At 61.7% G+C, this 4,151-nt stretch carries 3 protein-coding genes and 2 pseudogenes; 4 read left to right on the top strand and 1 reads right to left on the bottom strand.

Features of this window, described 5'->3' with window-relative positions:
• Window positions 1-295 precede the first annotated feature (295 nt).
• The 4 genes and pseudogenes from FS320_RS50485 to FS320_RS39375 all read left to right on the top strand — a co-directional run bounded on the left by FS320_RS50485 (window position 296) and on the right by FS320_RS39375 (window position 2,521).
• Window positions 296-406, top strand: coding sequence for a type II toxin-antitoxin system VapB family antitoxin (locus FS320_RS50485; RefSeq protein WP_152717830.1), 111 nt, complete (start codon window positions 296-298; stop codon window positions 404-406).
• Window positions 407-489: 83 nt separating this feature from the next.
• Complete coding sequence (locus tag FS320_RS50480; RefSeq protein ID WP_338105666.1) at window positions 490-651, top strand: type II toxin-antitoxin system VapC family toxin; 162 nt, start codon at window positions 490-492, stop codon at window positions 649-651.
• A 212-nt stretch (window positions 652-863) separates the two neighbouring features.
• A pseudogene (locus FS320_RS39380) lies at window positions 864-1,788 on the top strand (recombinase family protein).
• Window positions 1,789-2,014: 226 nt separating this feature from the next.
• Window positions 2,015-2,521, top strand: coding sequence for a hypothetical protein (locus tag FS320_RS39375; protein WP_152717828.1), 507 nt, complete (start codon window positions 2,015-2,017; stop codon window positions 2,519-2,521).
• A gap of 220 nt (window positions 2,522-2,741) precedes the next feature.
• Here the strand turns inward: FS320_RS39375 and FS320_RS39370 are convergent.
• A pseudogene (locus FS320_RS39370) lies at window positions 2,742-3,864 on the bottom strand (P1 family peptidase).
• Window positions 3,865-4,151: the final 287 nt, after the last annotated feature.

Here is a 4,151-nt window from a genome sequence, read left to right as displayed (position 1 = left end):
GGAGCCCCAATGAGTGGCAGCCGAGCCGCTAAGATCCTCGTGTTTAAGCCATTTTTGCAGGTCTGAGAGAAGCCCTCCCCTCCACATCTGGTTAACGAAATGGCTTGAGAAACGTTTTCAAACGATCGGTTGCTCATAGAGAGCGAAAGTGTACAGAGCGCCCGCTGGGCTTGTAAATAATCCTATCGAATCAAGCTGATCAGAGTGTCTGACCTGCAACATGATTCTCCCTGCTCGGTGGCACTGGATTTGTCATCGAATGATGTTATTTTTGATGATAAGGAGACAGGCCCGAATGAGAACAACCGTTGCTCTTGACGATGATCTCGTCGCGAAAGCGCAAGCATTCACCAGCGTACAGGAGAAGTCTGCGTTGCTTCGCGAAGCGCTGAAAGCCTTGATCTAGCGCGAAAGTGCTCGCAGGCTCGCCCGGCTTGGCGGCAGTGAGCCTGATCTGAAACCCATTCCGCGTCGGCCGACCGACAGCCAGTGATCATTGTCGACACCTCCGTTTGGATCGATCACCTGAAGGTCGGAGATCCCAAGCTGACCGAACTGCTGGAGAACGGGCGTGTTCTGGCCCATCCGTTCGTAACGGGCGAAATCGCCCTCGGCAGTCTTCGCCAGCGCAGTACTGGAGGCGTTGCATAGCCTCCCACAAGCCACGGTGGCCAGGGATAATGAGGCTCTAATGTTCATCGAGACGAGAAAGTTGTACGGCATCGGCATTGGCTATGTTGACGCCCACCTTCTCACGGCGGCGCAACTTACACCCGGGGTCACAATCTGGACTAGGGATCGGCGCCTGCGGGAGGCATCGATGCAGCTGCAGTTGTCTGCAGATCTCGCGTGATGGCGCAGCGATGGCCCCCTCCCCTTCTGCCAAACGACGTCTGATCGGCTACGCCCGTGTTTCAACCGAGGACCAGGCCCACGATGCCCAGCTCGATGAGTTGCGCGCTGCCGGTTGTGCCGAGATCCACCAGGAGCACGGCTCCGGCGGGAGCCGGGCGCGCCCGGTCCTGGCGCGGCTCCTCCGTGAGATTAAGCCGGGTGATGTCCTCGTGGTGGTTCGTCTGGACCGTCTGGCGCGCTCGGTGAGCCACCTCCTTGAGGTGATTGAGATGCTGGAGGCCAAGAAGGCGCATTTCCGATCCTTGCGGGATCCCATCGATACCTCGACACCCCAAGGGGTGTTCTTCATTGCAGGTGCTCGGTGCAGTGGCGCAGCTGGAGCGCTCGCTGATCTCGGAGCGCACCAAGGCTGGCATCAAGGCCGCCAAAGCCAGAGGGAAGAAGCCCGGAAATCCGGGCATACGCGAGCACCGGCCGGACGCCATCCGGAAGATCGCCCTGGCCCGTGAGAAGGTCTACCTCGATGAGGTGATCGCCGGTGCGGACAAATGGATGCCGACAGTTCGTCGCATGCGCCCGGATCATCCCTGGGAGGCCGTTGTACGCGTGCTGGGCGATAGCGGACACTCTTGGACGGTGGCCCGCCTGCGGCGCGCCGTGGGCAAGCTGGTGTCGCAGCATATGGCGGACCCTGCCCTCCTCAAGCCAGCACCGCGCAAGAGCCCCGAGGACCGCCTCATGACATTGATCGCCGGCATCGCCATGGCCGATCCCAGCCTTTCTCTCAGAGAGATCGGGGCACAGCTCGAGCGCATGCGCGAGCGGACCCCACGCGGCGGCCTCACATGGTCAGCCTCATCGGTGAAGAAGCAACTCGACCGAGCGCAGAAGGCTGGGCTGGCGCTGCCGACGTCCCTGCATGGCGTGGTGTAGCCACCTCGCTGGTAAATGTTGTTCACTCAAGTGAGTTCGGCATCTGTTTGGGCATGGGATGCCAGGTTGCCCCGCCACTGCGCTCTGAGGCGGTTTCGATGCACCAGCGGCCACACCGCCGATCATTCAAGTTCAGTACTCCAGCATGGCATACCCTCGCGATTGACAGGTGAGCTGTCAGGGGATCACCATCACGGGGTGGGGGCATGCCACGAGGATGGCTGCCATGGACACTTTCGATCACATCCTGAACTGGAAGCTGAAACGAGGCTCACACGTCTTCCCTGGCAAGGACGGCGGCACCTGCATCAACGAGGCGGCGATTGTTGCGGCTGGCTTTCCCTATCAGCCGGTCCGGGCCGTCGAGACCATGCCCGACTGCTTCTCGCGCCCGATCTGCCGCCTGGCGATGCTCCTGAACGATGAAGCCAGTGATGAGGAGCGCGAGCTATTGCTGCCGTTCGTCACCCGCTTGGCCTGCGCCGATACGGCGAAGGTTGAGTGGGAGCGGGAGGTCTATATTGCCCAGCACCTGCGATATCGCATGAGCTTCCAGGATCGCCTCGAGGTCCTCGAAGGCGCCCTGGCCATCGGGCGGCAAGCTGACCTGCTGATGACAGAGGAGGTGAGGTCCAGGCTGGACGCGGTCCAACAGAGTGCCAAGGCTCCCACGTCGGTGGCCGACCATCTCAAGTTCAGCAAGATCAAGGAATGGCTTGCCCCTGCCCTTTGAGAGCAAGGCCGCTGGTGACATCGGTGACATGGCTTACAATGGCTCTGTTGTGCTCAAGGCGCGATGACGCTGTGTCGCCGCTTCAGGAAGAAGGTGCCGCAGATTTCGCTCTACTGAGGTCCGAGGCAAAGCGGGGCAACCCTCGATGGACCACTGTCCATGGCACGGAACGGCAAGCATCGTGAGGGGGGATGTTCGCCCCGTGGATCCCCCTCCCCGCTCACGGAGATGGCCGGTCTTCCATCCACCCCTTCACGTAGTCTCTGTGGGCTGGGAGTTGAAGCTCGGTCAGGCTCTCGGCTTGAGCCACCGCACGGGTCACAGCGTGCGCCATCACGGTGGCGGCGATCGCCCCAATGGCGGAGACATCGGCACCGACGGATGAGGCCTTGCCCGTAGACAACGCGAAGATCGTGTCACCGTCCGACATGGTGTGCACGGGATTGATGCTGCAGGCGAAGCCGTCGTGGGCCATCTGGGCGATCTTGTTCATCTCGGCCTTGGTGAACGGCACATTCGTGGCAACCACCCCGATCGTCGTGCTGCTTCCCGTGGACGTGACAACACGGTAGCCGCCCATAATCGCCGCCATAGTGTCTCGGAACCCCTGCCCCTCTTCCCGTCTGGCACCAGCAGGGATCTGGCGAGTCTCGGGATGGCAGATGTCCCCGACTGCGGTCACAGCGACAATGGCGCCAACCACGACATCCGTGCCTGGAACCCGATGGCTGGCGGTGCCCAGGCCTCCTTTCATGGCGAAGGCCGAGCCGAACATCTTGCCCACGGTTGCCCCCGCCCCCTGCCCCGACATTGCCCTCTGAGGCTGGACCCGATGCGGCCACCAAGCAGGCTCGGTATCCAGCTTCGGCATCAGGGTGGATGGTGAAATCGCCAACACTGAGGTCCATCAGAATGGCCGCCGGCACGATCGGGACCACGCCAGCGCGCAACTTGAACCCGAGCTTGCGCTCCTTAAGATAGCGCATTACGCCGGTGGCGGCCTCCAGCCCGTAGGCACTGCCACCGGAGAGAAGGATGGCCTGGACCTGCTAGACAGCGTTGGTGGGCTCGAGCAGGTCGGTTTCCCGGGTGCCGGGGACGGAGCCACGCACATCCACGCCGCCCATAGCGCCGTCCTCGCACAGGATGACAGTACAGCCCGTCAGCCGGCGGGTGAGGGTGTAATAGCCGACCTTGATCCCGGGCACGTCCGTGATGGAGTCGCCCATGAGAGGCGGACCTCACGCCTCTGCGGTAGCAACAGGAGATAGATTCGCTTGGCGGGCGAGGAGAGGGGCTGCGGATAGAACCAGCATGGATTGGGTGAAGGTTCTGCGTTTCATGGTTGCCTCACGATCTGGGCTCAATTGCCGCCATTCGCCTCAACCTCAGTGGGGATTGGATCGTATCTTGAGGCATACCTCAGTGTCGTGCTGGTGAATGAGGCCGTCCAGTTCAAATAGGGAATCAATGAGGGACGGGTTCACGTCACCGATGCATCTTGGGACTGCCGGATATTTTGTGCGGCGGCCTGTTTTCGTCACTGACTGACGAACCGCTCACCGAAGACGACGGCGAACTGGGTCTTGGCCTCGAGCCATTCGCGCGGCGGCCGTTTCCAGTCCGCGGC

The organism is Microvirga tunisiensis, from assembly GCF_009296175.1.
Classification (GTDB): Bacteria; Pseudomonadota; Alphaproteobacteria; order Rhizobiales; family Beijerinckiaceae; genus Microvirga; species Microvirga tunisiensis.
Note: the sequence above shows the minus strand (reverse complement) of the source record. Positions and strands in the feature narration are given on the sequence as shown.

Bases quoted from the DNA above. Each gene is read 5' to 3' on its own strand.
- FS320_RS39375 (WP_152717828.1), top strand. From the start codon at position 2,015: ATGGACACTTTCGATCACATCCTGAACTGGAAGCTGAAACGAGGCTCA.
- FS320_RS50485 (WP_152717830.1), top strand. From the start codon at position 296: ATGAGAACAACCGTTGCTCTTGACGATGATCTCGTCGCGAAAGCGCAA.